The 26,086-nt window shown below is 61.9% G+C and carries 26 protein-coding genes; 12 read left to right on the top strand and 14 right to left on the bottom strand.

Annotated elements, in window-relative coordinates; translation table 11 throughout:
- Positions 1-88 precede the first annotated feature (88 nt).
- The 3 genes from NPS29_RS02060 to NPS29_RS02050 all read right to left on the bottom strand — a co-directional run bounded on the left by NPS29_RS02060 (position 89) and on the right by NPS29_RS02050 (position 4,054).
- On the bottom strand, positions 89-1,396 hold the full coding sequence (locus NPS29_RS02060; protein WP_274130409.1) for an NAD(P)/FAD-dependent oxidoreductase: 1,308 nt from the start codon (positions 1,394-1,396) through the stop codon (positions 89-91).
- A gap of 27 nt (positions 1,397-1,423) precedes the next feature.
- On the bottom strand, positions 1,424-2,788 hold the full coding sequence (locus NPS29_RS02055; protein WP_274130408.1) for a glutamine synthetase family protein: 1,365 nt from the start codon (positions 2,786-2,788) through the stop codon (positions 1,424-1,426).
- A 390-nt stretch (positions 2,789-3,178) separates the two neighbouring features.
- A complete protein-coding gene (locus NPS29_RS02050; protein WP_274130407.1) occupies positions 3,179-4,054 on the bottom strand; it encodes a LysR family transcriptional regulator in 876 nt (291 codons plus the stop codon).
- 151 nt (positions 4,055-4,205) lie between these two features.
- Here NPS29_RS02050 and NPS29_RS02045 point away from each other — a divergent pair, with 151 nt between their 5' ends.
- From NPS29_RS02045 to NPS29_RS02020, 6 genes are all read left to right on the top strand, one after another.
- Positions 4,206-5,657 carry an aldehyde dehydrogenase family protein gene (locus NPS29_RS02045; protein ID WP_274130406.1) on the top strand — a complete coding sequence of 484 codons (1,452 nt, stop codon included), beginning with the start codon at positions 4,206-4,208 and terminating at the stop codon, positions 5,655-5,657.
- Positions 5,654-6,715, top strand: coding sequence for a membrane dipeptidase (locus NPS29_RS02040; RefSeq protein ID WP_274130405.1), 1,062 nt, complete (start codon positions 5,654-5,656; stop codon positions 6,713-6,715). The genes NPS29_RS02045 and NPS29_RS02040 overlap by 4 nt, the downstream gene beginning before the upstream one ends.
- A gap of 121 nt (positions 6,716-6,836) precedes the next feature.
- Entirely contained in the window at positions 6,837-8,396 is a 1,560-nt protein-coding gene (locus NPS29_RS02035; RefSeq protein WP_274130404.1) for a BCCT family transporter, read from the top strand.
- Positions 8,397-10,091 (top strand): hypothetical protein, encoded by a 1,695-nt coding sequence (locus NPS29_RS02030; protein WP_274130403.1) that lies wholly within the window; start codon positions 8,397-8,399, stop codon positions 10,089-10,091.
- Entirely contained in the window at positions 10,072-10,725 is a 654-nt protein-coding gene (locus NPS29_RS02025; RefSeq protein WP_274130402.1) for a DUF3726 domain-containing protein, read from the top strand. The genes NPS29_RS02030 and NPS29_RS02025 overlap by 20 nt, the downstream gene beginning before the upstream one ends.
- 29 nt (positions 10,726-10,754) lie before the next feature.
- Entirely contained in the window at positions 10,755-11,117 is a 363-nt protein-coding gene (locus NPS29_RS02020; RefSeq protein ID WP_274130401.1) for a RidA family protein, read from the top strand.
- Positions 11,118-11,383: 266 nt separating this feature from the next.
- Here NPS29_RS02020 and NPS29_RS02015 read toward each other — a convergent pair whose 3' ends face one another.
- Both NPS29_RS02015 and NPS29_RS02010 read right to left on the bottom strand, forming a co-directional pair.
- Complete coding sequence (locus NPS29_RS02015; RefSeq protein WP_274130400.1) at positions 11,384-11,674, bottom strand: DUF1330 domain-containing protein; 291 nt, start codon at positions 11,672-11,674, stop codon at positions 11,384-11,386.
- Between the two features lie 9 nt (positions 11,675-11,683).
- Positions 11,684-12,643 (bottom strand): DMT family transporter, encoded by a 960-nt coding sequence (locus tag NPS29_RS02010; RefSeq protein WP_274130399.1) that lies wholly within the window; start codon positions 12,641-12,643, stop codon positions 11,684-11,686.
- Between the two features lie 97 nt (positions 12,644-12,740).
- Between NPS29_RS02010 and NPS29_RS02005 the strand changes: the two genes are divergently transcribed.
- Complete coding sequence (locus NPS29_RS02005) at positions 12,741-13,625, top strand: LysR substrate-binding domain-containing protein (protein ID WP_274130398.1); 885 nt, start codon at positions 12,741-12,743, stop codon at positions 13,623-13,625.
- Here NPS29_RS02005 and NPS29_RS02000 read toward each other — a convergent pair.
- Together NPS29_RS02000 and NPS29_RS01995 are read right to left on the bottom strand one after the other, a co-directional pair.
- Positions 13,618-14,553: an MBL fold metallo-hydrolase gene (locus tag NPS29_RS02000; protein WP_274130397.1), complete on the bottom strand. Its 936-nt coding sequence runs from the start codon at positions 14,551-14,553 to the stop codon at positions 13,618-13,620. The two genes, NPS29_RS02005 and NPS29_RS02000, sit on opposite strands and share 8 nt — an antisense overlap.
- Positions 14,554-14,647: 94 nt before the next feature.
- On the bottom strand, positions 14,648-15,355 hold the full coding sequence (locus NPS29_RS01995; RefSeq protein WP_274130396.1) for a nitroreductase: 708 nt from the start codon (positions 15,353-15,355) through the stop codon (positions 14,648-14,650).
- A 219-nt stretch (positions 15,356-15,574) separates the two neighbouring features.
- Between NPS29_RS01995 and NPS29_RS01990 the strand changes: the two genes are divergently transcribed.
- On the top strand, positions 15,575-16,279 hold the full coding sequence (locus NPS29_RS01990; RefSeq protein ID WP_274130394.1) for an HD domain-containing protein: 705 nt from the start codon (positions 15,575-15,577) through the stop codon (positions 16,277-16,279).
- Between the two features lie 103 nt (positions 16,280-16,382).
- Positions 16,383-17,714 carry an MFS transporter gene (locus NPS29_RS01985; RefSeq protein ID WP_274130393.1) on the top strand — a complete coding sequence of 444 codons (1,332 nt, stop codon included), beginning with the start codon at positions 16,383-16,385 and terminating at the stop codon, positions 17,712-17,714.
- Positions 17,715-17,823: 109 nt separating this feature from the next.
- On the opposite strand, the gene NPS29_RS01980 is transcribed toward NPS29_RS01985, so the two are convergent.
- From NPS29_RS01980 to NPS29_RS01970, 3 genes are read right to left on the bottom strand one after another with little or no spacing between them, the layout of a single operon-like run.
- Positions 17,824-18,726, bottom strand: coding sequence for a transporter (locus NPS29_RS01980; protein WP_274130392.1), 903 nt, complete (start codon positions 18,724-18,726; stop codon positions 17,824-17,826).
- Positions 18,727-18,774: 48 nt separating this feature from the next.
- Positions 18,775-19,263 (bottom strand): chorismate--pyruvate lyase family protein, encoded by a 489-nt coding sequence (locus tag NPS29_RS01975; RefSeq protein WP_274130391.1) that lies wholly within the window; start codon positions 19,261-19,263, stop codon positions 18,775-18,777.
- Positions 19,241-19,771, bottom strand: a complete 531-nt coding sequence (locus NPS29_RS01970; RefSeq protein ID WP_274130390.1) for a DUF4863 family protein — start codon at positions 19,769-19,771, stop codon at positions 19,241-19,243. The genes NPS29_RS01975 and NPS29_RS01970 overlap by 23 nt, the downstream gene beginning before the upstream one ends.
- A gap of 201 nt (positions 19,772-19,972) precedes the next feature.
- Here NPS29_RS01970 and NPS29_RS01965 point away from each other — a divergent pair, with 201 nt between their 5' ends.
- The gene (locus NPS29_RS01965; protein WP_274130389.1) at positions 19,973-20,962 is read left to right on the top strand and encodes a LysR substrate-binding domain-containing protein; all 990 of its coding nucleotides are present in this window, start codon (positions 19,973-19,975) and stop codon (positions 20,960-20,962) included.
- A 113-nt stretch (positions 20,963-21,075) separates the two neighbouring features.
- On the opposite strand, the gene NPS29_RS01960 is transcribed toward NPS29_RS01965, so the two are convergent.
- Together NPS29_RS01960 and NPS29_RS01955 are read right to left on the bottom strand one after the other, a co-directional pair.
- Positions 21,076-21,657, bottom strand: a complete 582-nt coding sequence (locus NPS29_RS01960; RefSeq protein WP_274130388.1) for an NADPH-dependent FMN reductase — start codon at positions 21,655-21,657, stop codon at positions 21,076-21,078.
- 67 nt (positions 21,658-21,724) lie between these two features.
- Complete coding sequence (locus NPS29_RS01955; protein ID WP_274130387.1) at positions 21,725-22,396, bottom strand: nitroreductase; 672 nt, start codon at positions 22,394-22,396, stop codon at positions 21,725-21,727.
- 267 nt (positions 22,397-22,663) lie between these two features.
- On the opposite strand from NPS29_RS01955, the gene NPS29_RS28785 reads away from it, so the two are divergent.
- Complete coding sequence (locus NPS29_RS28785) at positions 22,664-22,984, top strand: DUF6021 family protein (protein WP_400779825.1); 321 nt, start codon at positions 22,664-22,666, stop codon at positions 22,982-22,984.
- Between the two features lie 271 nt (positions 22,985-23,255).
- On the opposite strand, the gene NPS29_RS01945 is transcribed toward NPS29_RS28785, so the two are convergent.
- Entirely contained in the window at positions 23,256-23,417 is a 162-nt protein-coding gene (locus NPS29_RS01945; protein ID WP_274130385.1) for a DUF2986 domain-containing protein, read from the bottom strand.
- Positions 23,418-23,528: 111 nt separating this feature from the next.
- Between NPS29_RS01945 and NPS29_RS01940 the strand changes: the two genes are divergently transcribed.
- On the top strand, positions 23,529-24,149 hold the full coding sequence (locus NPS29_RS01940) for a LysE family translocator (protein ID WP_274130384.1): 621 nt from the start codon (positions 23,529-23,531) through the stop codon (positions 24,147-24,149).
- A 41-nt stretch (positions 24,150-24,190) separates the two neighbouring features.
- Here NPS29_RS01940 and NPS29_RS01935 read toward each other — a convergent pair whose 3' ends face one another.
- On the bottom strand, positions 24,191-26,014 hold the full coding sequence (locus NPS29_RS01935) for an NAD(P)/FAD-dependent oxidoreductase (RefSeq protein ID WP_274130383.1): 1,824 nt from the start codon (positions 26,012-26,014) through the stop codon (positions 24,191-24,193).
- Between the last annotated feature and the right edge of the window lie 72 nt (positions 26,015-26,086).

The following is a 26,086-nucleotide window of genomic DNA, read 5'->3' as shown; positions in this document are numbered from 1 at the left end:
ATCTCACTTGGGTCGGATTATTGAGAGTTTGATACTGAAATGCAATTAGTTCATCTTTCGAGTGCCGCCCTATCATGCCGCCTTCATCTCAGCGCAGCTTCTCCAGCATCCCGTAGTACCACATGCCTGCCGCCAGCAGCGGGTTGCCCAGCATATTGCCCATCGGCACGCGCAGGTGCTTGCAGGCGGCGAAGGTGTCGAACTGTTCGAGGGTGCCGGTCAGGGCCTCGGCCATGATTTCGCCCATGATGTGGCTGGTCGCCACGCCGTGTCCGGAGTAGCCCTGGCAATACCAGACGTTGGGCGAAAGTTTGCCCAACTGCGGGATGCGATTGACGACGATGCCCATGGCGCAGCTCCACTGAAAATCAATCCGCACGCCCTTGAGCGCCGGGAAGGTGCCTTCGATGCAGGGCCGCAGCTCGCCCTCGATGTCCCGTGAATCCTTGCCCGAATAGTTGGCTCCGCCACCGAACAGCAGGCGCTTGTCGGCAGTCAGGCGGTAGTAGTCGAGCACGAACCGGCAGTCGTACACCGCCAGGTCCTGCGGGTTGATCTGCTCGGCCAGTTCGCCCAGTGGCTCGGTGGTGACGATGCCGCCCATGGCCGGGAAAATCTTGCCGCCGAGCCTGGGTTTTTCCAGCTTGTGATAGACGTCGCCGGCCAGCATCACCTGACGCGCTTCGACTCGACCGTGGGCGGTGACGACGGCCGGGCGCGGGCCGTGGACGATCTCCAGCACCTCTGAGTTTTCGAAGATCAGCGCGCCCAGGCTGCGAGCCGCGCGCGCTTCGCCCAGGCACAGGTTGAGCGGATGCAGGTGCAGGTTGCGCAAGTTCTTCAGGGCGCCCTGATACAGCGGGCTTTGCAGGTGTTCGGCGATGCCCTGACGGTCGAGCAACTGCACCTGGTCGCCCATGCCACGGCGCTCTGCCTCGGCCTTGAAGCTGCGCAGCTCCTCCATGTGCGAAGGCTTCATCGCGGTGTGCAGATGGCCGCGTTTGAGATCGCAGGCGATGCCGTAGCGCTGAACCCGCTGCTCGATGATCTGATGCCCGCGCCAGCGCAGGTGCCAGATGAAGTCGTCGACCTCGGCGCCCAGATGCTTGCCCATCTGCTTGCGCATGGCCTCGTCGCCCGAAAGGCTGCCGGTGACCTGGCCACCGTTGCGCCCACTCGCGCCCCAGCCGATGCGGTGGGTTTCAATGATCGCGACCTTCAGGCCGCGCTCCGCCAGCTCCACTGCAGTGGCGACGCCGGTAAAACCGCCGCCGATGATCGCCACATCGACCTCTACCGTGCCGTGCAACTGCGGGTATTCGCTGAGGTCATTCAAGGTTGCGCTGTAGTAGGACGGCGCCCGCTGGGCCCGCCCGGAATGCGTTGCTGTGTTCATGGTTCCACCTTGTTCGAATCTTTGGAGTCAGGCCTGATGCAGGTACCAGCGCCAGTCCTGTTCGCTGACTTCAGCCATGAACTGGCGGTACTCGGCACGCTTGACCTTCAGGTACACGCCGAAAAAACCGTCGCCGAGGGCTTCCCGCGCCCATTCCGAGCGCTCAAGGGCGTCGAGGGCGGTGAGCCAGTCGGTGGGCAGGTGCTCGGTGGCCTGGGCGTAACCGTTGCCTTCGACCGGCGCGCCCGGATCGAGCTGCTCGCGGATGCCGTGATGGCTGGCGGCAAGGATCGCTGCCGCAGCAAGATAGGGGTTGGCATCGGCGCCGCAGATACGGTGCTCGACATGCCGGCTGTTGGCCGGACCGCCCGGTACGCGCAGGCTGACGGTGCGGTTGTCGACACCCCAGGTTGGCGCCAACGGGGCGTAGCTGTTGGCCTGAAAACGCCGGAACGAGTTGGCGTTGGGGCAGAACAACAACAGCGAATCACGCAGGTGGCGCAGCATGCCCGCCACTGCCTGACGCAGCAGTGGCGTCCCGGCCTTGTCGTCGCTGGCGAACAGGTTGTTGCCCTCGCTGTCGGCCAGGCTCAGGTGCATGTGCATCCCGGTCCCCGCCAGATTCGCGAAGGGCTTGGCCATGAAGCAGGCCTGCATGCCGTGGGCATGCGCCACGCCCTTGACCAGGCGCTTGTAGCGCACGGCCTGGTCCATCGCTCCCAGCGCATCGCCATGTTCCAGGGTGATCTCCACCTGGCCCGGCGCATATTCCGAGATCGCGGTGCGCGCCGGGATACCCTGGGCCTTGCACGCGGCATAGAGGTCGGCGAGGAAGGGTTCAATCTGCTCAAGCTCGCGCAGGCCATAGACCTGAGTCGTGCGCGGCCGTCCACCGTCGTTGTCCAGTGCCGGTTGTGGACGGCCGTGGGCATCGCGCTGCTGATCGAGCAGGTAGAACTCCAGTTCGCAGGCCATCACCGGATAGAAGCCGTCGGCCTTGAGCGCTTCGATGGTGCGCAGCAACACATGGCGCGGATCGGCGACGCTGGCCGGCAGCCCCTCGGTGGGGTGCATGCTGACCTGCACCGCAGCCGTCGCAATCCGCCGCCAGGGCAGGCGTACCAGGCTGCCATCGAGCGGGTAGGCGCGGCAGTCGATGTCACCCACATCCCACACCAGCCCTGAGTTCTCCACGTCGTCGCCATTCATGGTCAAGCCCAGAATGGTGCTGGGCAGGGGCCGGCCGGTCTGGTACACGGCCAACAGTTCGTCGCGGTGCAACAGCTTGCCCCGCGGCACGCCGTTGGCGTCGAGGATGAACAGCTCGAACAGTTCGATATCGGGGTTTTCACTGAGGAAACGGGTTGCCTGTTCTACAGATGCAAAGTGCATGTCGAATTCGCTCGCGCACAGAGGCGCACAGGACCACCGTTGGGTTACGGGCGGTCGAGGAGGGGACGGCAAAGATGCCGATGCGTGTCAGTGGACAGCGAGCGAGAGATCCGGCGGACGGGCATGGCGGCAATGCCACAGCGCCCAGAAGGCGAGAATGATATGGACAAGGGGATTTGCGCCCGCCAGTGCCTTGGCTTTCGGCATTGCGGAATGGGATGGAGCGGGCGCGATGATCTGACGGGAAATCATCCTCCGATGCTCACACGGGGCGCGGGATGGGAGCAAGCATAGAACTGATGATCTTTAGGTTGGCCGTGGCTAAACATTCAGCTTTCCAGAGTGAAGAAGGCTGTACGTCCCGCATATAGGGCAGAGTGTCTGTCGCGCCTACCCAAACCGGGTCTCCTTAAGCCCCTTCAAGAACGTATAGGACGCATGATTCAGCGTCTCCCTGGGTTGGGTAATCACGCTCACCGAGCGCTTGATGCTGCGGTCTTCCAGGGGCAGGAAACTCAGGTTTCCGCTGGCCCCCGAACGGCTCAGCAACTCCGGGAGCAAGGTGATGCCCATGCCCTGGGCGACCAGGGCCAGAAGGGAGTTGGTGTTTCTGACGCTCAGGGTCGACTGGTCACGAATGTGGCGGAATTCGGCGGCGGTGATGTCGGCGCCCAAACCGCTGTTGATGAAGTTGTGCCCTTGCAGGTCGCTCCAGCGCACTGGCCGGCCCAGTTGATTGAGCCTGCTGTCGCTGCTGCACACGACGCAGAATGCATCTGAGAAGAGGTGTTCCTGTTCGATGTTGGGAATGATCGCGGGCACGGTCGCAATGCCGATATCCACCTCGCCGCTGAGCACCGCCTGCACCACGCGCGCCGAATCCATGTCGCGGATGTCCAGGTGGAACTGCGGGTGGCGGTCATGGAATTGCGCAAGGATCGGCGGCAGCAGGGTGATGGCGAAGGAGGGCACTGCCGCGACCCGCACCAGCCCGGTTTCGGCCTTGGCGTAGGCCTTGATGGTGCCGATGGTGTGCTCGAAGTGCGCCAGTTCACGTTGCGCCTCGAGCAATACGAAACGTCCCAGCGGGCTGAGCTGGTTCTTGCGCTCGCCCTCGAACAGCGAACCGCCCAGTTCCTCTTCCAGCTGCTTGAGCGACAGGGATACCGCCGCTGGCGTGCGGTGCAGGCGTTGGGCGGCCTGGGACAGGTTCTGGCTGGTGGCGACCGCGACGAAGAACTGCAAATTGGAGATCTTGATACTCATGGCACGCCCTGGTGATGGGGGGGATTTCCGCTTAAATAATACTTAACAAGCGTTAAATTATATTAGATTTACTTAAATTGTCACCGGCTCATAATTCTCTCAAACCACACCGAGGCGCCGTCCCGCCGAGTGTGCCGCTCAGGAGAGTTTCATGAGTCAGATACAGTGCAACTACATCGCCGGCCAGTGGCTTGCAGGCGTCAACGAGATTGAAAATCGCAGCCCTTCGGACACCAACGATCTGATTGGCATGTACGCCCAGGCCTCCAGGGCGCAACTGGACAGTGCGGTTGCCGCCGCCCACGACGCGCAGAAAGTCTGGGCTCGCAGCGGGATCGAACAGCGCTACAAGGTGCTGATGAGCATCGGAGAGGAGCTGATCAAGCGCGCCGAGGAAATCGGCCAGGTACTGTCCCGTGAAGAGGGCAAGCCCCACGCTGAGGGCCGTGGCGAGGTGTATCGCGCCGGGCAATTCTTCACTTACTACGCTGCCGAAACCCTGCGCCAGTTGGGCCACACGGCCGATTCAGTGCGCGATGGCATCGAGATCGATATCCGTCGCGAGCCGGTGGGTGTGGTGGCGATCATCTCGCCGTGGAATTTCCCCATGGCCACCTCCTGCTGGAAGATCGCCCCGGCGCTGGCGTTCGGCAATGCCGTAGTCTGGAAGCCCGCCAACCTGACCCCGGCCAGCGCGGTGATTCTGGCGGAAATCATCTCCCGTCAGGACCTGCCCAAGGGCCTGTTCAATCTGGTAATGGGCGCAGGGGCCGAGATCGGTCAGGCGCTGATCGAACATCCCGGCGTCGGCGCCATTTCGTTCACCGGTTCCGTGGATGTGGGCAAGGGCATCGCCGCTTCGGCGGCGGCCAATCTGACCAAGGTCCAACTGGAGATGGGCTCCAAGAACGCCCTGGCGGTGATGGACGATGCCAACCTGGACCTGGCCGTGAGCTGCGCGGTGAACGGCGCCTTTGGTGGCACCGGACAGAAATGCACGGCGTCGTCGCGGCTGATCGTGCACGCGGACATTCATGACGCCTTTGTCGAGAAGCTGCTTGCGGCGACAGAAGCGCTGAAGGTCGGTCATGCCCTGGAAACCGGCACCCAGCTCGGCCCGGTGGCCAGTGAGGCGCAGTTGCAGGCCAACCTGTCGAACATCCGTCTGGGCCGTGAGGAAGGCGCCGAACTGTTGACCGGCGGCCAGCGCCTTGAGCGGTCCACGCCAGGGTTCTACCAGGCACCGGCGCTGTTCATCGGTGGCCATAACAGTATGCGCATCAATCGCGAAGAGCTGTTCGGGCCGATTGCCTGTGTGATCAAGGCTGGCAGTTACGACGAGGCGCTGAGCCTGGTCAACGACACACGGTTCGGCCTGACCGCCGGCATCATGACCCGCTCGCTGGCCCGCGCCACTCACTTCCGGCGCAACGCCCGGGTCGGCTGCGTGATGGTCAACTTGCCCACCGCAGGCACCGACTACCACGTGCCTTTCGGCGGGCGCGGGGACTCAAGCTACGGCCCCCGAGAACAAGGCCGCTCGGCCGTCGAGTTCTACACCCACGTCAAGACCGGCTACATCGCCGCAGGAGCACCGCTATGAGCCTGGCGCAGACATTCGATGCCCGTGGGCCGCGGATCGACGGCATGCAGTACGACAACTGGTCGGAGAAAATCTTCCAGCAGATGCGCGCCGGCGGTGTCGACGCGGTGCACGTGACCATCGCCTACCACGAGAACTTTCGCGAGATGGTCGCCAACATCGAAGCCTGGAACCAACGATTCCAGCGCTACGGGCACCTGATCCTGCACGGCAAATGGGCCAGTGACATCGCCCTGGCGCGGCAGACCGGGCGCACGGCGATCTTCTTCGGCTTCCAGAATCCGTCGCCGATCGAAGATGACATCGGCCTTGTCGAGGTGGTGCATAGCCTCGGCGCGCGCTTCATGCAGCTGACCTACAACAACCAGTCGCTGCTGGCGACCGGGTGTTACGAGCAGAACGATCCGGGCCTGACCCGCATGGGCAAGCAGGTGATCCGCGAGATGAACCGGGTAGGGCTGGTGGTGGACATGTCCCACTCGGCCGAACGCTCGACCCTGGAAGCCATCGAGCTTTCCCGGCGCCCGATCGCCATTACCCACGCCAACCCCGGCTTCTGGCATGCGGCCCTGCGCAATAAATCGGACGCGGTGCTCAAGGCGCTGGGGGAGAGCGGCGGCATGTTCGGCTTCTCGTTGTACCCCCATCACCTCAAGGACAAGAGCGACTGCACGGTGCAGAGCTTCTGCGAAATGATCGCGCGCTGCGCTGACCTGATGGGCGTCGAGCATCTGGGCATCGGCTCGGACCTCTGCCAAGACCAGCCCAACAGCGTGGTGGACTGGATGCGCGTGGGGCGCTGGACCCTGGAAGTCGATTACGGCGAAGGCTCCAAGGCGCAGCCGGGGTTTCCCGACCAGCCGCAGTGGTTCCGTGATAACCGCGACTTTCACAACATCGAGTCGGGGCTGCACGCCGTTGGCTTCAGCGCAGCCGACACCGCCGCGATCATGGGCGGCAACTGGCTGCGGTTCTTCGAGGAGAGCTTCACCCCGGCGCAGCAGCAGGTTCAGGCACCTGCCCAATCCTGCGCTTCGTCATGCGGGATCGCGGTCTGAGGTTCCCGCGCATTGACAGTTTGACCTGACGCAAGCCCTGCCAAGGGCATCGCAAAGCACCAAGAACAATAAACGCACCCATAACAATTATCAGCGAATGCCATCACTTTGCGGAGGCACTATGGAAATCCCTGGCGAAATCAACGCGGGAATCAAGACAGCTGCACGGCACAACAGCCCGGCAGATGCGCTCGACTGGTCGATATTCTGGATCAGCGGCGGATTCTTCCTGCTGTTCCTGGTCATTGCCCTGATCGACCTGGACACGCTTTCTTCACTGATCGGCACCGCCTTTTCCTGGAGCACACGATTCTTCGGGTTGTATTGGCAGGTCCTGATGCTGGCGACCTTTGCCGCCAGCCTGTACATCGGCTACAGCCGTCTGGGGCGGGTTCGTCTGGGTGGCGTGACGCACAGACCGAGCATCAGCACTTTCAACTGGGTGTCGATGATCATGTGCGCTCTGCTGGCCGGTGGTGGCGCATTCTGGGCGGCCGCTGAGCCCATGATGCATTTCATCACGCCGCCGCCTTACTTTGGCGTAGTGGCGAAAACCGCCCCTGCGGGCGTGGCGGCCTTGTCACAATCGTTCCTGCACTGGGGCTTCATGGCATGGGCCGTGCTCGGCAGCCTGCTGACCGTGGTCTACATGTACCTGCATCACGAAAAGAACCTGCCATTGATGCCACGCACCTTGCTCTATCCGTTGCTGGGCAAGCGTGCACTTAAGGGCCCGATTGCCGTGTTCGCTGACGCCTCGGCGATCATCGCGGTGGTCGCCGGTACCATCGGCCCGGTGGGGTTTCTGGGCTTGCAGATCTCCTTTGTGCTGCATTCGGTGTGGGGTGTGCCGAACACCATCATGGTCCAGTCGATGGTGATCCTCGCCGTGACGGTGATCTACACCCTGTCCTGTGTGATCGGGCTGGGCGGGCTGCGCCTGGTGAGCAAGGTGCATGTGTGGCTGATGCTGGGCCTGGCGGCGTTCCTGTTCATCTTCGGTCCGACGCTGTTTCTTTCCGAGACCTTCGCCCAGAGCCTGGCGCTGCACGTCACCCGCTTCTTCCAGACGGCCATGTACCGCGACGACAGTTCATGGCTCAATGGCTGGACGCTGTTCTACTGGGGCTGGTTCATCGGTTACGCGCCGATGATGGGCATCTACGTGGCCAAGGTGTCTCGTGGCCGGACCATTCGCGAAGTGATTACCCTGATGTCCGTGGCCGCACCGGTGATTACCATGATCTGGTTCACGCTTGTGGGTGGCACCGGGATCGGCGTGGAGCTGCAGTCCCCCGGCAGTGTGATCAGCCATGGCGTGCAGCCCGAAGCGCTGTTGCTCGGCGTTGCCCAGTCGATGCCCATGCCGAACCTGATTTCTGCGCTGTTTCTGTTTCTCAGCTTCTTCTCGGTGGTGACCAGCGCCGGCTCGATGTCCTACACGGTGGCCATGGCGGTCAGCCGCGGCGAAGGTGAATCGCCGGCCTGGCTGCGGGTGTTCTGGGGCGCAGGCATGGGCCTGGTCGGGGCCACCCTGATCACGCTCGGCCAGGGTGGCGTGAGTGCGTTGCAGTCGTTCATCGTGATCACGGCTGTCCCGGTTTCCCTGCTGATTCTGCCGTCGGTCTGGGATGCGATCCGTATTGCCAGGCAGATGGCCCGCGAGCAGGGAGTGAACTGAATGAACATGCGATCACCGTCCACCGTCATGAAAGCTTCGCGACTGGGCGCCTTCCACCAATCCCGTTTGTCGTTCATGCGCCAGTTGCTGCGCCGCCTGAAGGCCGAGCGCTGGCAGTTTCAGCGTTCGGTATGGACGGTCGACAATCAGGGCGTAGGGCGAGCCGTGTACACCGCGACCGGTCCGCAACGCAGCTACAGCCTCGTGGCCTTCGCCCATGACCTGGACCCGGCGCTGCGCTCGGACCGGGTCATCGCCACGGCCTGGGATGCGACTTTTGCGCTGTTTGACGGAATTCCCGATGCCGATGATCTGGCGCGGCTGGAAGCCAACGTGCCACGCCAGGAAGCCGGGCGTGTTTCGTCCCGAGAACTGTGCATGGCACGGGCCAACCGCTCGGTGCGGCTGTTCGACCATGTCGTGCAGGCTCTATCCGAAGGTCACCAGCCGGAGCGCGAGGCCATCGATGAAGTGGGCTATCTGATGCGCACCACTGCGGTCTATGGCAGTGGCAAGTTCGGAGCCGCAGACCGCGAAAGCATCGCTGACCGGGCGGAGCTCGCGGCACCGTTTCAGGCCGAAATGCTCACTGTGTATCTGATCCGCGCCTTTACCCTCGATCTGGTGGAGCACTTGGCCCGGGTCCGCGCACCGCAGCGTGCCGTGGCGCTGGCACCGGAGTTGCGCCGCCGCTTTGGCATCGGCAACTCCACAGGTCTGGGCATGGCGCCGTTTCTGCTCAACCACCCGGTGCTGTTGAACAACTGGGTCAGCGCACGGGAGACCGCGTTGCAACGGGTTCGCGGGGTGCAGCGAGCCAGTGCCGAGGAACGCCGGGTGTTTGCCGACTACCTGAAGCGGGCCCAGGCCAGCGTCAGAAACTGGCACAGCGAACACGAGCTGCAACGCGCACGCATCCTGCAGTTGCAGGAGGATCTGTCGTGGGTTCAACGCCAGCTGGACGACGGGATGCTGGATCAGCCCGCGCCCTGGGATGGGCTCTATCGATGGGCTGAGTCCGCGCTGTCGCTGGAGGCGCAGGAGTGCCTGGTGTCGTTGCTGCTGGAGCCTTACGCCGATCTGGTGGACGAGCTGGGCGAGGGCATGCACGCGGACGAGCAGCAGAGTTTCGTGATCGACGGTGGCATGAGCGTAGGGCAGTTGCGGGACATCCTGCGGGCGCACTACAGCTGGGTTGCCGGTATCGATTTTTCCCGCGAGAGCAGCCAGGCGCTGTTCTGGTACGTGTCCGAAGAAAAGCTCGAACCTCGAATCGGTCAGCGCTTCAACGAGCCGGGGCAGGAGCTTGAACAGCCCTTGGCCGTGGCCCGGGACATCCGCCGCTTGCAGGCTGCGTTGGCCGGTTATGGGGATGAACAACGGCTGGCGGGGTTCCTGCTCCAGCATCCGGAACATCGTCATGCGGTGCGCAGGGCACAGCTGGCGCCGGCGTTCCCCTACGCAGACATTCAGGACAACCTGATCGATGAGGCCCTGCTGCCGATCGACCTGCTGCGCTGCAAGCTGTCGTTTTTCGGCGCCACGCACTTTGATCCGCGCTCGGATCGCTGGGTGCGAATCACCCTGTATCAGGGTGCGCCGTTCCCCCATGAACTGGCGACCCTGCCGGCGGACGACTGGTCCTGCCCGCGTCTCGACCTTGAGGAGCAGCATCGTGAATGCCTCGTTGAATGAAATCGAAAACCTCTGCAAGAAGGCTGCTCGCGGTGCGGGATTGTCCTGGGGGCTGGCTGAAGAGGCCGGCAAGGCCGCACGCTGGCTCAGCGGCAACGGCCTGGACGGACCGCAGCTGCTGGCTGCGCAATTGCGTCAGGACGATGGTCGCGCGTATTCGCAACTGATCCCTGACATCGGCGCCGCTCGTTGGGCGTCGGAGCACGGCGCGATGTGCCCGCTGATCGCCGGGGTGACGCTGAGCGACCATGCATACCTGTTACGCGAAAAGGGCGAGATTCTGCTGGGCAACGTGAGTCACCCGCGGTTGCTGATGCCTTTTGCCAGCGCCAGTGCCAAGCAGTTGGGCGTGGTGCTGCGAGTGGCATGGCAGGGCTGCGTGCTTGAGTTTTCACCGAACGGGGAGTGGCTGCTGATAGGGGGTGAGAGCTTCGACAGCCAGCAGGTCGAAAGCGTCAGTTGCCGGTGCATCGCGACGGCCAGTGATTTTGGACAGACGCCGAAGCGCTCGATCCCGACCCTCGCCACCAGCGTGCATGACTACCTCGACAGCCTGGCAGCGCGCACCTACGTGCCTGCCTCTGAAGCCTCGCGCCTGACAGGTGCTGGGGCTGGCGCGAGCGACAACATCTGATACTTCCTCATCTGACCGAGAGCATTGCAATGTTGGAAACGATCCAGAAAATCGGCACCACCCCACGTTTCAGCGAAGCTGCCATTTACAACCAGACCGTTTACCTGTCGGGCAAGGTGTCGCAAATCGTCGACGGCGATATTCAGGCCCAGACCGCTGATGTGCTGGAACAGATCGATCAGGCCCTGGAACGGGCTGGCAGCGACAAGGGCCAGTTGCTAAGCGCACAGATCTGGCTCAAGGACATGGCCGATTATGCGGCGATGAACCAGCTTTGGGACGCCTGGCTCGATGGCGTGCAGGCACCTGTCCGCGCGTGCGTAGCGGCGCCTATGGCCAAGGAGCATTATCGTATTGAAATCATGGTGATCGCAGGGATGCCGCGCCGGTGAGCTGAAACACGACGCTGTGTAGCAGTCCGGCTTGCCGGCGTCAGCGATTCCGAGTGCGCAATCGCCGGCAAGCCGGACTGCCGATCCCCGTAGGAGCGCGCTTGCCCGCGACCGCGTCAGGTCCGGCGCCGCGACGTTGAATGACCCACCGCCGTCGCGGGCAAGCGCGCTCCTACAGGTTTGTGGCGGGTTCGAAAGGCCGTAGCAGCCGGGCTTGCCCGCGGGGACGTACTTGAAATCGCCCCTGGCACCGACCGCGCAGCCCGTCAGCCCAGATCAGCTTCGATGATGATCATTTCCCGGCTGGACGCCCGCAGGGCCAATACCTTGGCCTGCTGATAGGCGGAATCGTCGTAGCACGCCTTGGCCTGGGCATAGCTGGGAAATTCGACGATGACGACACGGCGTGTATCGCGGGTTTCGATGAACGTCTGGGCGTTGGGTGCCTTGAGCCTTGCGCTGTATTTCTCTGCGATGGGCGCCCAGAGCCTGCCGTACTCCTGCTGAGCTTCGGTATCCGTCACGTCCGAGCCAAAAATGATCCAGTAGCCTTTCATCGAGTGTCCTCATTCTGATTGTTTGTCGAGAGCGTAGTCATTGCAGCGTGCTGGCGAGCGATGCTCACGGGCCGACTTGATGTTGACCACCAGCAGCCCGACCAATGAAAGCACCGCACCCAGGATAAAACCGTCGCTGGTGGTCTCATCCAGCAGCCACATGCCGATCAGCACCCCGAACAGCGGCGTCATGAACGCCATCACCCCAAGGCGCGCGGCCAGATAGCGCCTGAGCATCCAGAACCAGATCAGGTAACTGGCAAACGCTACCACCAGTGTCTGAAACACCAGGCTCGCCCAGGCTACCCCGTTAAGCACCATGCCGGCCTTGCCCGTGATGAATGCAACGGGCAGCAACACCAACGATGCGCCCATGAGCTGGTAGTACAGGGTCTGCGTGGCCGGGGCTTCGCTGAGCTTGCTGGTGCGTACGGCCACTGTGGTCATGCCCCAGGCCGCGCCTGCGCACAACCCCATCGCATCGCCCAGCAAGCCTTGTAATAGCGGGGCGGCGTCTTGTGTGTCACCCCGTGGTGCAAGAAAGGTGATGGCGATGCCGATGAACGCCAGCGCGATACCCAGCCATTGTCGAGGCCCGAGGCGTTCGTCAGGCAAGCGGATGTGCAGCCCGATGGCGGCGAACAGCGGCGCCGTGTAGAGAAAAACTGCCATGTGCGACGCTGTCGTGCGCAACAGACCTTCGGCAATGAACAGAAACTCTGCGGCGAACAGCAGCCCGACGATCAGGCCGGAGCGACACCAGAGCCCCGGCAACCAGGCTTCACCCACGATTTTTCGGCCGACGAGCCAGACCAGACCTGCCGCAATCGCCGAGCGCAAGCCCACCTGCATCATCGGGTCCACATCGCCGGCAATGGCCTTGATGGCGACCTGTTGCGCGCCCCAGGCCAGGCACAGCAGGGTCATGATCAGCATCGCCGGGCCATCCACTGGTTTTCTCACGTGCACACTCATTCTCTGTCAATTCTCGATAATCCATTGTCTCGGCTACGCAGGCGCGTTACAAATCATCTGTCTTGACGCTATGGAAGAGAAAAACTGCATCATGCGCGCGGATACTCCCCTGAAGGCCATCGCCTGTTTCGATGCCGTGATGCGCACGGGCAGCGCCACACTGGCCGCTGAAGTGCTCTTCGTCACCCCTGGCGCCATAGGCCAGCAACTTCGCAAGCTGGAGCAATGGCTGGGCATTCCGTTGTTCGTGCGCAGCGTGCGCAAGCTGCAACCGACCGAAGAGGCACTGCGCTACTGGCAGCAAGTCAGGCCGGCGCTGGAGCAGATCGATGAAGCCAGCGCATCGCTGCAGGGCAGAGGCGCCCTGCAGGTGTCGCTCTCCATGCCGCCTGCGTTTGCCAACACCTGGTTCGCCCGGCGCATGGCCGATCTCACCCAGGCACTGCCTGATTTGCAGCTGCGGATCAATGCCGCAGAGAAGGCCGTCGATGTCGTGAGCGGCCCCTACGATCTGGCGGTTCGACACTTTGACGGCAAGACGGACACGCTGCACGCATCGCTGTTGCTGCGCGATGAGGTGAGCGTCTTTTGCAGCCCGCAGTACCGTGATCGCCTGCCGCTGCGCGGGGTTGAGGATGTGCAACAGGCAACGCTGCTGCACATCACCTCACACGCCAACTGGTCGCGCTGGCTGGCGGATGCAGGGGTCGAATCGAACGGCAAGAAAAGCGGCCTGCGCTTTGACCAGTCGGAGCTGGCCATCGACGCCGCCCGGCGCGGACAAGGGCTGGTACTGACCAGCCCCTGGTTGGTGGAAGATGATCTGGAACAGGGCCGGCTGGTGCAGGTGTTCACCCAGCCGCTGCGCACGGGCAAGGGGTACTATCTGGTTCACGGCAAAGAGAAAACCCTCAGCCCCGGCGCTCAGCAACTGCATGAGTGGATCGTTTCAATGAGCGAGCAGTGCATCACTTGAGCCCGGCGTACACCAGCTTGACGAAGTGATCCGGCCCGATCACGAAATGGCCCCATTTCTGGTCAAAGGTTGCAGTGGGTTTCGCAGCGATCACCTCATCCAGTGATTTGCCCTGGTGTTTGAGTTCAGCGACGTTATCGCGCACCTGTACCAGCATGTCGCGAAACTCGATCACTTGCGCGCGGGTACCCACCGGGCCATGGCCGGGAATCACGATGGTGTGCGCAGTGGTACGTTCGATGGCCTTGTTCGCCCACTGGATGGCGGCGTCGATGCTGCCTCCGTCGTCGTTATCGATAAATGGATAACCCGCATTCCAGAAGGTGTCGCCCATCGCCAGGACATCGGCTTTTTCGAAATAGACCCACAGGTCGCCGTCCGTATGTCCGGGGCCGAAGTGCTCGACCTTGATCTTACTGCCGGCGAACGTGAACTCCTTCAGGTCATCGACCAGCAGTGTCGGGCGTGCCCCAAGCGGAACAGGCTCGAAGGTCCAGTTCCAGTCGTTGACGTGGGTGGTGCTCGACAGGTGATGCAGGGTGTTGGCCTGCGCCACGATGGTCGCACCAGCGGCATGCATTGCGGCATTGCCGTCGACGTGGTCCCAATGCCAGTGGGTATTGACCACGTACTTGACCGGTGCAGGACTGATCTGGAGCAACGCGGCCTTGACCTTGTCAGCGGATTTGCTGATACCCGCGTCGACCAGGAACTTGCCCTGTTTGCCGGACAGCACCACGATATTGGCGCCTGAACCTTCCAGCACACTGATGCCATCGCGCAGGGTTTCGGTGACGATGGCGCCATCCGCTCGATGCAGATAATGATTGCCGGCGCCGGTATGAAAGTAGTCGTCGGGAGCCGACTGTTCATCGGCGTGGGTCAGGTTCGAAGTGCAGAGGCAGGTAGCGGCGATCAGTGCTGTCATGGGTAAGCGGAAGCACCGCTTCAGCGCGTGCCCTTGAAGAGAGTTCATGTCGTTTTGCTCGATTACGGGTGAGAAGTACGCGGTCGTTTGGTGCTCAGAAACCATGCAGCGAAGCGAAGGCTTCAATCGGTGCCTTGGGCATCTGTGGACGCTGCTGTGCCCATTGCGGATCGCCAAAGCCAATCGCCATGCTGCAAACCACCATTTCCTCGGCAGCCAGGGGCAGGTGATCGCGGATCACCAGGTGGTAGCGCGAGAGAAATTCCTGGGTGCAGGTATCCAGGCCTCGGGCCTTGGCCGCGAGCATGATGTTCTGGATGAACATGCCCAGGTCCAGCCAGCTGCCTTTCTCCAGGCGGCGGTCGATGGTGAAGATCAAGGCAACCGGAGCATCGAAAAAACGGCAGTTGCGGGTGGTCTGCTCCGCCCGTGCGGCAACGTCATCGGCGGCAATGTTCAAAGAGCCGTAGAAGAGCGAGCCGAATTCGCGTCGGCGGGAGGCAAAGGGCTCCGGCAGTGGATCCGGAAAGTAGCTGAACTCGGACCGATGGGCGCCTGGAGCGGTGGCGTGCACGTCGCTGAGGGCTGCGGTCAGCGCGTCTTTCACCGCGCCGGTGGTGACGTAGGCCCGCCATGGCTGCACGTTTGCGCCGGTGCCTGCGTAGCGTGCCGCATCGAGAATGCCTCGAATGGTCTCAACGTCGACTGCACGATCTACATAGAAGCGGTTGGCAAAACGACTCTTCATGATCCGCTCGACTTCGGACACTTCATTCGTCGCAGGCGCGGGATGGTTTGTCATGGTTCAGATCCGACTGGTTGATGATTTCTGTGCCGCCAACCTACGCTGCGCGGATGATGTCCAGAAGTGAACTTTCTACACTCTGAAAATGCACATCGTGCATGTGCGCATATGTGCTTCGCCTGCGCGATGTATGCACATCGTGCATTGCGGTGTTGCTGAAATTGCACTTCTTGTTTGCCAACCCACCCCGTAAGAATGCTCTCGGCACGCAATAACTTGCCTATTTCATTCTTACGTGCGGAAGCATCACTTATGACTTTCAACCGACACTCGGATACTGGCCGGTTAGCTGGCCTGGGTATCAAGATTCCCGACAGCTCACTGGCGCGCGAGATCACGCAATATGTTTGCGATTGTGAGAGTGAGCTGCTGTTCAGGCACTCGTGTCGCGTCTACTGCTGGGGCGCCAGGCTGGGCGTGCAAAGGCAGTTGAATTTCGACCCGGAGCTGCTTTACGCAGCGGCCATGTTCCATGACGTGGGATTGACCCAGCCTTACCACAACAGCGACCTGCGTTTTGAAGTGGATGGCGCCAATGCCGCTCGTGACTTCCTGCGCGGGCATGGCATCTCTGCAGCCGATACCGAGAAGGTCTGGAATGCCGTTGCGTTGCACACCACTCCCGGCATTGCGGAACACATGGGCCCGGAGATCGCGCTGACGCAGGCAGGGGCGGGTATGGATGTGGCAGGGCGCGGTTTCGAACGCTTCACGGATGAGGAGCGCGCCGCCGTTCTGGATGTGTTTCCCCGTGAGGCCGATTTTGCGCAGCAGATGATCGATGTGTTCTACGACGGCATGAAACTCCGGCCTGCGACCACCTTTGGCACCTTCAACGATGACTTCCTTGCCTACAAGAATCCGGACTTTCAACGGGTCAATCTTTGCAGCCTGATGCTGTGCTCTCACTGGACGAAGTAACCAGATCGTCCGCAACTCTTTGATTGCCTACCGGTGCTGGCGCGAGTTCGCGCGGCACTGCCGGGTTTTGGCTGTATTCCTACAACAATAAGAGATTTTTTCCATGGCACATCACGACGCACTTGAAGTCGCTGCAACGGCGCCAGTGAACCGGTTCCATTACGGTCTGCTGTTCTGGTGTTCTTTCATCATGCTGTTTGACGGCTATGACCTGGTCATTTACGGATCGGTCGTGCCTCACCTGATGGAACAATGGTCTCTACCCGCCGTGCAGGCAGGCTGGATGGGAAGTGCCGCACTGTTCGGAATGATGTTCGGTGCGTTGACCCTCGGCCCGCTGGCTGACCGTTTCGGGCGGCGCAAGGTCATCCTGGTCGCGATTGGCCTGGGCAGCCTGACAGCGCTTGCCAACGCCTTCGCGTGGGATGCCTGGAGCTTCGCGGTGCTGCGGTTCGTGACTGGCATCGGACTGGGTGGAACCATCCCCAATATCGTCGCACTCATCAACGACATGGCGCCCAGGGCCCGTCGCAACATCATGACCACCATCATGCTGGGCTGCTATTCCTTGGGCGCGCTGCTGTCGGCGTTGGTGGCGCTGCTGGTGCTGGCTCGGTTCGGATGGCGTTCGACCTTCATCATCGCGGGCCTGCCGCTGCTGACGTTGCCCTGGATGTACGGTTACCTGCCCGAATCGCTGCCTTATCTGGTCAGGCGCGACAAGGCTTCGGCAATTGCGCTGTTGCGCCGGATCAAGCCGTCCCTGGACGTAGCGAGTGTGCGCTGGCCGGTCGTGGATGCCCCGCAGGTGGGCGGTAGCGTCCAGGGCTTGTTCACCGAGGGCCGCGGGCTGCGTACGTTGGCGCTGTGGATCGGCTTCGCCATGTGCCTGCTGATGGTCTATGGCCTCAATACCTGGTTGCCGAAGATCATGGTCGCGGGCGGATACCCTTTGGTGTCCGGGCTGAAATTTCTCGTCACCATGAACCTGGGCGCGACAGTGGGGGCGCTGGGCGGAGGCTGGCTGGCCGACCGTTGGGGAGCCAAGCCGACGTTGTTGATTCTGTTGCTGCTGTCAGTGATTTCCCTTGGGGTGCTGGGGCTCAAGCCGGGCCCGGTGATGCTCTACGTCGTGCTGCTGATTGCAGGGGCAGCGACGCTCGGCAGCCTGGCGGTGATTCACGGATTTGCGGCGCAGCAATACCCCACCGATATTCGGGCAACCGGCATCAGCTGGTGCTCGGCGATGGGGCGCCTGGGCGGGATTGCGGGACCTGCGCTAGGTGGATTGATGCTGAGCATGAACCTGTCACTGCAACTCAATTTCGTGTTGTGTGCGGTGCCGGGGGTAATTGGGTTTCTGGCGGTGGCGGCGGTCATCGAGCGCCGCGACCGGGGGCCGGGGCTGGTTCAGCTGCACGACTTGAATGCTTGAAAGAGGGTTGATTTGAGAGAGCCGTCAGATGAATCTGGCGGCTTTTTATGGTCTGGACGCAGATACGTATTGAGGGGATGGCGGCGCCCGTGCCGGGCGCCGCCCTCACTTAAAACAGCACGCCTAGACGCACGAAACCGGTGTAGTCGAACTTGTAACCACCACGCACTTCCAGATCACGGTTGATCTCGGTGTACAGATGAATATTCTTGCGCAACCAATAGCCGATTCCCGCACGGGCGCGCAGATAGTCGGTGCGTCGGCCGGTGGGTTCGCCGTCAAGCGTCGACTCTCCGCCCCAGGTGCGTGCAATCCCCAGCGATGTGGTGACTTTGTTGTCGAAGCTGTAGCTCACCCACGGCTGGAAGTTGAACGTCGGGTCCTGCTTGAGACGGCGATTGTCGGCGCCGGACTGGTTATTGTCGCCGTACCAGGTCACATCCTGGTTGAGCTCCAGCCGCCATGGGCCCCAGGCCTGGGAGTAAGCCGCCACGACGGCGTGAGCGTAACGGTTGTTGCCCATGTTCAATGACTGCTTGCTGTCATAGGCGCCTGTGGGAAACAGCATGTATCCGGTAAAGGACAGGTAGCGCTTGTGCTCGGGGTCGTCGATCGGCCAGAAGGTTGCCGCGATGTAGGGGTCGGACAAGCCGCTCTCATGGCCGATTTTCCGGCCGTTGAAGGTCAGGTCCTGGCTGCCGAAGGGCAACCCGAACTGAAGCTGTACGCGGTGTTGTGCGACCTCGAACATATGAAACAGCCTGACCAGGCCCATGCGGGTTTTCAGCTCCGTGCCCTTGCTGACCGCGTGGCCGTGCTCCGGTTGAAACTCGCCGGCCTTGCCACCGCCCAGATAGAGCAAGGCCAGATTACTTCCGGCAGGGATCGGGATATAGGCACCAGGGGATGCATCGACGGCGTAGGCGTTGTTGGCGCACACAGCGCCCAGAGCCAGAGAAAGGGTAAAGCCGGCGCGCAGGCCAGGCCTGCACGCGCATTGGGAAGTGTGCATGAAAGTACCTTATTGTTGTTATTGAAGTTGGCAGTGCAACGAAGTTGTTTATCGGTTGAGCACCTCCCATAGTGCGGGCAGGAAAACTTCCTGAACCAGGATGTGTTGGTGTTTGCGGCTGAATATGGAGTGTCGTTGCCAATGGTTTTCTGGCGCGCGGCACAGGTGTATTTCGCTGCGTGACCAGGGTGTATCGCCGAACAGCAGTTGCCCCAGTGGGACACTGCCCCGTTGTAACGGGGCCGCTGCGTCCTCGCTGCCGTTGGCGGCAACCATCACTGAGCGGGCGAAGATCAGAGGCTGGCCCAAACCCGTCAGGTGAACCTCGCGGATCCAGCCTGCTGCACCCCGTGGCTGGCCCAGCAGTTGGCATTCGTCTGCCGACAACGTCCCGGGCTCCTCGCGCAAGGTGACGACGGCGAAGGACGGGCCGGCGATTTCAACCAGCCGGCGGGTCAGCGATCCTCGGTCCAGCAACCAGTCGGCGCAGATCGCGTCCAGCCCCGGGACGGGCTCAGCCTTGCGCCTTGATGTCATAGGAAATGCGGCCTGCAGGCAGGAAGAAGAAGGCGATCAAGGCGCCGTTCTTGACCTCCGGGTAGTGGTGGCTGCCTGGCGACGGTGCCGTCCAGCCAGCGCCTTGCCAGCCCAGCGGCCCGGCCAGCACCGCGTCCTTGTCCAGGGGAATGACCATGTTCAGCTCGCCATAGGGGTGGCTGTGGTAGTCGCCACGGAAGGTGCGCTGGGTGTTGTCCAGTTCGAAGCCTTTGCTGTCCATGTACACCGCCGTGATGCTGAAATAGAAGGTTTCAGCACAAGGTTCACAGAGTCGACTGCGGCGATAATGGGGCCCTGCGATTTCGATGTTGGCCGCCCAGCCCTCGGCGACGCCTTCGATGACCAGGTCAGCGATGCGTCGATAGGTCTCGCTGTCCGGGCCGTAATGACGGTTGAGCCATTTTTCGATATCGGCGCTTGCGGTCTTGTCTTTTATCGTTGCCAGAAACTCGATGCACAGCTCAATCAGTTGATCGCGCTTTTCCATCTGCCAATCCTCACGGGTTTAATTAATCAATAATTTCCCATAGTTGCGAACAGGCAAAAAACGATCATTCTGCAGAGTCGTATTGCACGCTGTTCATATGGCCTGGGCCTTTGAATATCAGCTTGCAATCGATTGAACCTTGGATTCCAATTCACGGCACAATTGTTCGTACCGACCGCACCTTAATGTGACTGATACCTGATGATTGCTTTCGACAAGCTGGATCTGAACTTGATAAGAGTGTTCGACGCGGTCATGCAGGAGCGCAGTGTGCTGCGTGCCAGCCAGCGTCTGCATCTGAGTCAGTCAGCGGTCAGCCACGCCTTGTCACGGCTGCGTGAAGGCCTGGGTCAGGAGATTTTCGTGCGCACGGCAAAGGGCATGACGCCCACCAGTTTCGCCATCGAAATCAGCGGCCCGTTGCGTGACGCGCTCAACAACATGAGCAACGCCCTGGCGCAGGCCGCCTCGGCGTTCGAACCCCATAGCGTCAGCCGTTCATTCACCCTGGCTGCCAACGACTACATCTGCGCGACCTTGCTGCCGCAACTCAACCGGCAGTTGGCTCAGGCCGCGCCAGACATCGATCTCATCATCACCCCATCGACCCGCCTGGACCTGGCCGAGCAGATCGATCTGGGGTGCATCGACGTGGCCATTGGCGCGTATCGCAGCGTGCCTGACCGGCTGCGCACGATACCGTTGCTGTCGCAGGAGGAAGTGCTGTTGTGCAGCCGTCAGCACCCCCTTGGCACGGGCGCAGTGACGCTGCAGGACCTGGTCAGGTACCCGCTGGCGGTGGTGTCGCTGGGCGGGGATGGCGAGGGCGCGCTCAGTGGCTACATTCTGGAGCGAGGGCTCGCCCGACAGGCGCAGATGTATGATCGCAATGCGCTGGAACAGGCCCTGGCACAGGCCGGGTTATCGGTACGCAGACAGATTGTGCTGCCTCATTTCCTGGCACTCCCAATGCTGCTCGAAGACAGTGAGCTTGTGGCAATCATGCCGCTGCCACTGGCCCGAACCTTCGCCCGAACCCTGGGATTTGTGGTCAAGCCACTGCCTTACCCCGTGGCGCGGCAACAGGTGGACATGGTCTGGCACAGCAGCAACGACAACGACCCGGCCCATCGCTGGCTGCATGGCCAGATCAGCGCGGCGGCCAATGCAATCGTCAATCAGCAAAGCTGATCTCCCCGTAGCAGCACGGCTTGCCGGCGGAGCGGTATGTCAGGCGATATCTTCGTCATAGACACATCGCCTCGCCGGCAAGCCGTGCTGCTACCCGTGGACCGAGTGTTGAATCAGCCCTGGCGCACAGCGCGGCAGCACTTGACCAGTGCCTCACCCACGGCTTTGACTTCGCCGGCAACAGTCTCGTTGTTCAACTGGTTGTTGTCGCCGAACGCCTGATAGGCCTGGCCCAAGGTAAAGCTCTGAGGAATGACCAATGCGCAAAGTTTCTCCAACACGCCGCGCATCGCCAACATCGAGCGGATGCCGCCCATGGGCCCCGGCGATGCGGAGATCACCGCCGCCGGGGTATTGGCGAACAGCGCCATGCCAGAGCGCACTTGCGCAATCGGACGGCTCATCCAGTCGATGGTGTTCTTCAACAGCGCAGGATAGCCACCGTTGTAGTCAGGTGACGCGACCAGCAGCGCATCGTGTTCGCTGAACAACGCTTGCAGGCGCCTGGCGTGATCGGGAACGCCCAGTTCCTTCTCAAGGTCGCTGTCGTAGAACGGCAAAGGGTAATCCCTCAGTGAAACCACAGTGACTTCCGCTCCCGCTGCCAATGCGCCTTGCACGGCGACATTCAGGAGTTTCTGATTCACGGAACCTACACGCGCACTGCCACACATGGCCAGGATTCTGACTGCCATCTTGATGTACACCTCATGTTGCGGTTGAAGAAACGCAGAAGACGGGGACGGTGAAGTGTTCCCGTGATTACTGATCGAAGCCGATGAATCGCGCCAGCTCTTCGGACCGTGCGCGGGGCATGCGCAGCGAGTTGAGCAGCGCGTTGTCGTCGGCATAGCCCAGCGACATGCCGCACACGATCTCCTGCCCGTCGTCCAGATGCAGGAAGTCTCCGATCAGGTTTTGAAAGCGAGCGAAGGAGACTTGAGGGCAGGTCGCAAGGCCCCGGGCCTGAGCGCTGAGCATCAGGGTCTGTAGGAAAATGCCGTAGTCGACCCAGCTGTATTTTTTCAGGTTCGAATCGATGGTGAAGATCAGTCCCACCGGTGCGCCGAAGAATTCGAAGTTCAATCCGCTGACTCGTGCTCTTGCGCCAGCATCGCATTTGTCGACCTGGTGCAATCCATAGAACAGCGCTCCGAACAGCTCCTGACGCTGGCGGTATCGTTGCCCAAGATCACTTGGAAAATGGGTCAGCTGTTCCGAATGGGGGTCGTTGTGTGCGGCCATCAGCAAAGCGCTCAGTGCCTGCTTCGGCTCGCCGGTCAGTACATGGACATTCCAGGGCTGAATATTGGAATTGCTCGGGGCAAGGCGCGCGATGTCGAGGATCTCGCTGATCAGGGTCTTGGGCACAGGCGTTGGCAAAAATGCACGAACTGCCCGACGTGAAGTGACCAGTGAATCAAATTCAAGCACACGCGAACTCATAGCAGACCCCACCACACGAACTGTCTTGTAATTAGTCAGGCGAGTGTTGCACAGCGTCCGAGGGAACAGCAGTGAAGTCTATGCAGCCTGAAAGTGTATGGCGTGCAGGTGGGTTTTCAGGGTTTTTCATCGGGGTGCGGTGTGTCACTGATCGAGCCTTGAGGCCCCGTCCGTCGAATCAAGTGCACTTACCCTTCGGGCATTTCCTCTGAATGATAGGCGCGGGTGTTCTGCGTCACTGATGGGAGAGTTGCCATGTCTATCGACCACAACGGGCCAGATGCCGCGTACCCAGGCCCAGACGAGAAATCATTCGATACCGGCCAGGAGTCGGGCCTTGAGCAGGCCAGTAGCGAACCCAAACAGGGCAGCGGCGAGCGGCCTGAAGACTGGAATCCTCCGCCGGGCAATCCTGGGTCCGATCAGGATGCGCAAACCGGTCGCGACAATGGTGGCGCCGGGGCAGGAGAGAAGGAGGGCGTCGATGACGAGTTGGGGTTTGACCCTGACTCACCGGATCTTGCCGATCCGCAGATCGACCCGCCGCATCCGGCGCGTACCAGCAACGATCCTTGATGTGGGAGTGGGTTAGGGATTGTTGCGCCACGTCCGAGGTGTGCGCAAAATCGCGCGATATCCCCGTAGCAGTCCGGCTTGCCGGCGATGGCGATCTTGAGTCCGCCCCCGCCGGCAAGCCGTGCTGCTACGGAACGGCAGCCATGCCCAGATTCCGCGAGCACCCCGACCCCCGTAGCAGCCGGGCTTGCCCGCGGGAGCGATCCTGAGGTCGCCGACGCCGACAAGCCGGACTGCTACGCGAGCGTGGTGGTCCGCCAGGTCCGCGCGGTCATTCCTCGGACGGAGTTACAGCCTCAGGCGCTGCTTCAGCCGCCAGCTTCAAACGGTCGGCCTTGCTGATGTAGGTCGATTTGCGCTTGGGCGCGAGTTTGGCGCTGGCTTTTTTTGCGTGGGCCTTGAGCAGTTGCTTGATTTTCTTCTGACGGTTCATGGTTTTCGATTCGAGGCAATGGTGCGTGCGCGGGCCTGCCAGAATACTGAGAAGGCCGGGTGAACACCACTCGTGTTAACGTTCGGGCTCATCCCGTCGAGACCCCGCACCATGTCCATCGCCGACAATATTCTGGCCTTTACCCTGGCCGCCACCGTGCTGACCCTCACTCCTGGCCTGGACACCGCGCTGGTGTTGCGCACCGCGACGGTGGAGGGCAGGGTTCAGGCTTTTCGGGCGGCACTGGGTATCAATGCCGGGTGCCTGTTGTGGGGGGCGGCGGTCGCTTTCGGACTGGGTGCGTTGATCGCGGTGTCCGAGCTTGCCTTCAATGTGCTGAAATTCTGCGGCGCGGGCTATCTCGCCTGGCTGGGGCTGAACATGCTGTGGCGCCCCCGTCGTTCGCTGGCTGCCGAGGCGACTGCCGCAAAGCCGGACGCAAACTGGTTCATGAAAGGGATGCTGGGCAATCTGCTCAATCCCAAGATCGGGATTTTCTACGTGTCCTTTCTGCCTCAATTCATTCCGCAGGGTCAGCCGCTGGTGGCCTGGACCTTCGGTCTGGTGAGCATTCATGTGGTGCTTGGGTTGCTCTGGTCGCTGGCGCTGATCGCCGCCTCGCAGCCTCTTGCCGGTGTACTGCGCAGTCCGCAGGTCATTACCTGGATGGACCGCGCCACGGGCATGATCTTCGTGCTGTTCGCGGCGCGTCTGGCGTTCAGCAAGCGCTGAATGCAGGGCGATTGCCCGGCCGGAGCCGGGCAACCGTTTCGTCAGCCCAGGTGATGGGTTTCGGCCAGCCCGAACACCGGGGTCGGCAGCCCTTCGAAGCGTGCCTTGAGTTGCAGCGCCAGGTACAGCGAGTAATGCCGTGACTGGTGCAGGTTGCCGCCGTGGAACCACAGATTCTGCTGTTGCGTGGGCTTCCACATGTTGCGCAGCTCACCCACGTACGGTCCTGGGTCCTTGGTGGTGCCCGAACCCAGCCCCCAGCAGCGGCCCACCTTGTCGGCGACTTCCTGGGAGATCAGCTTCGCCGCCCAGCCATTCATCGAGCCGTAGCCGGTGGCATAGACGATCAGGTCAGCCGGCAGGCGGGTGCCATCGTTGAGCACCACGGCGTCGGCTTCGATGCGCTCCACGCCAAGCCCCGGCGCGCTCTTGAGCTTGATGGTGCCGTCCGCGATCAATTGCGAGGCGCCGACGTCGATGTAATAGCCCGAGCCACGGCGCACGTACTTCATGAACAGCCCCGATTCGTCATCGCCGAAATCGAGCATGAAACCGGCCTTGCTCAGGCCCTCGTAGAAGTCCTTGTCACGCTCCTTGATGGCGTCGAATACCGGCTGGTGGAAGCTGGGCATGACCTTGTACGGAATCGAGGCAAACAGCATGTCGGCCTTGTCGGTGGTCAGCCCGCTTTCCACGGCGTCTTCTGAATACAGCCCGCCGAACACCAGGTCCATCAGGCTGTCGGAGCGCACGATGTGGGTCGAGGAGCGCTGGACCATGGTCACCTCTGCGCCGTTCTCTACCAGGTCCGCGCAGATGTCGTGGGCCGAGTTGTTGGCGCCGATGACCACCGCGCGCTTGCCGCGCCAGGCATCGCCACCGGGGTGGCGGCTGGAATGATGCTGCTGGCCCTTGAAGCTTTCGGCGCCCGGATAGCTCGGCACGTTGGCAACGCCGGACATGCCGGTGGCAAGGATCAACTGGGTCGGGTGCAGGGTCAGTCGCTCGCCGTTGCGCTGGACTTCCACGGTCCAGGTGCCGCTTTGCTCGTCGAAGCTGGCGCCGATGCACTCGGTGCGGGTCCAGTAGTTGAGCTCCATGACTTTGCTGTACATCTCCAGCCAGTCGCCGATCTGGTCCTTGGGCGTGAACACCGGCCAGTGATCGGGGAAGGGCAGGTAGGGCATGTGGTCGTACCAGACCGGGTCGTGCAGGCACAGCGACTTGTAGCGGCCGCGCCATTGATCGCCGGGGCGCTCGGCCTTGTCGATGATCAGGGTAGGCACGCCCATGCGCTTGAGCCGTGCCGCCAGGCCCAAGCCGCCTTGGCCGCCGCCGACGATCAGGCAATAGGGCTGGGTGGTGATGCCCAGCGAGGCTTCTTCATCGCGGCGGCGCTCAGCCCAGTTGCGTTTGTCAGGGTGGCCATGGCCGTGGGTGGCCCCAAGCGGGCGGCGGCGGCCGTTGGGTTCCTCGAACCCCTTGAGTTCACGCATGGTGGTCAACAGCGTCCAGCACAGGCCGTCCTTGAGGCGCACGTAGCCCTTGCCGCGAGCGGTATCGGTTTCCAGGCTGATCCAGCCTTCGAGCACGCCGTTGTCCAGCGTGGCGTCGCCTTCGACTTTCCAGCTCTGGGGGCGAGTCTGTTCAAGGCGGGTTTCGAGCATGTCCCGGATGGCGGGCTTGCCTTCCAGAGTGACCAGGTTCCAACTGAACAGCAGCAGGTCTCGCCAGTAGCACTCTTCACTGAACAGGCCGAGGGTGGCATCCAGATCGCCCTGGCCGAGCGATTGCTCCAGGCGTTCGAGCCAGTCGGTGAGCTGGGCAGTGGGGTTCTGCAGCGGGGTTTCAATCGCGACATTCATGGGGCTTCTCCCTGTTTTTTGTTTTTGTGGCGACAGGGCTGTCAGCAAGGGCCGGGCCATCTCGCTGAAAGG

The sequence above is a fragment of the Pseudomonas putida genome (genome assembly GCF_028682175.1).
Lineage (GTDB): Bacteria > Pseudomonadota > Gammaproteobacteria > Pseudomonadales > Pseudomonadaceae > Aquipseudomonas > Aquipseudomonas putida_AD.
Note: the sequence above shows the minus strand (reverse complement) of the source record. Positions and strands in the feature narration are given on the sequence as shown.